The sequence below is a fragment of the Prevotella sp. CAG:592 genome (assembly GCF_000436015.1).
GTDB lineage: Bacteria > Bacteroidota > Bacteroidia > Bacteroidales > Bacteroidaceae > Prevotella > Prevotella pectinovora.
The window spans coordinates 1-757 of sequence record NZ_FR892638.1 but is presented as its reverse complement, the minus strand read 5'-3'; the positions used below and the strand labels follow the sequence as shown (position 1 = coordinate 757).

The 757-nt window shown below is 51.7% G+C and carries 1 protein-coding gene; it reads left to right on the top strand.

Features of this window, described 5'->3' with window-relative positions; genetic code table 11:
- The first annotated feature begins 229 nt into the window (after positions 1–229).
- The gene (locus QVO99_RS11000; protein WP_022317666.1) at positions 230–712 is read left to right on the top strand and encodes a PaaI family thioesterase; all 483 of its coding nucleotides are present in this window, start codon (positions 230–232) and stop codon (positions 710–712) included.
- Positions 713–757: the final 45 nt, after the last annotated feature.

Sequence of the window (757 nt, the reverse complement as noted above, 5' to 3'; positions counted from 1 at the left end):
GTTCCTTCCCTTGGGGAAGGTTAGGATGGGTTACCCTTGGGGAAGGTTAGGATGGGTTTCCCTTCAGGAAGGATAGGTGGGGGCTGTTATTGAATTCGTATTAACCACCCAGGGGCTTATCTAGGTTTTCTTCGAAAAACCAAAACAAACCATCCTATTCCTTTGCCATTACCCGAAAAATCATTACTTTTGCTATCACATTATTATAAAACGAAACAACAACCCGCTTATGAGAAAGATAACGAACCCGTTCGCCGGCATGGAAGGATTCCACTGCTTCGGCTGCTGCAAAGACAATGACCACGGCGTACACATGGACTTCTATGAAGACGGCGACGACGTGGTGTGCTTCTGGAAACCCGACGGCGAATACCAGGGATGGCGAAACACGCTGCACGGAGGAATACAGGCAACGCTGCTCGACGAGACGGCGGCATGGGTGGTGTTCAGGAAACTGCAGGTCATGGGCGTCACATCGAAGCTGGAACTGTCATACCGCCGCCCCGTGCTCACCACCGACTCGCAGATCACTCTCCGCGGACATATCACCGAACAGAAGCGCAACCTGGCTTTCGTAGAACTCACGCTGGAGAACTCCAAAGGGGAGGTATGCACCACGGCACGCGCCGTATACTATCTATTTACCCAGGAGAAGTCTCAAGAAAATGGCTTCACCGGCTGTGGCACCGAAGACGAAGAACTCCTGTTCTGACTTCATGGCAATGACTTGCCTCAAACCCATCCTAACCTTCCCCAA

Excerpts from the sequence above, each read along its gene's own strand:
- QVO99_RS11000 (WP_022317666.1), top strand. The coding sequence starts at position 230 with ATGAGAAAGATAACGAACCCGTTCGCCGGCATGGAAGGATTCCACTGC.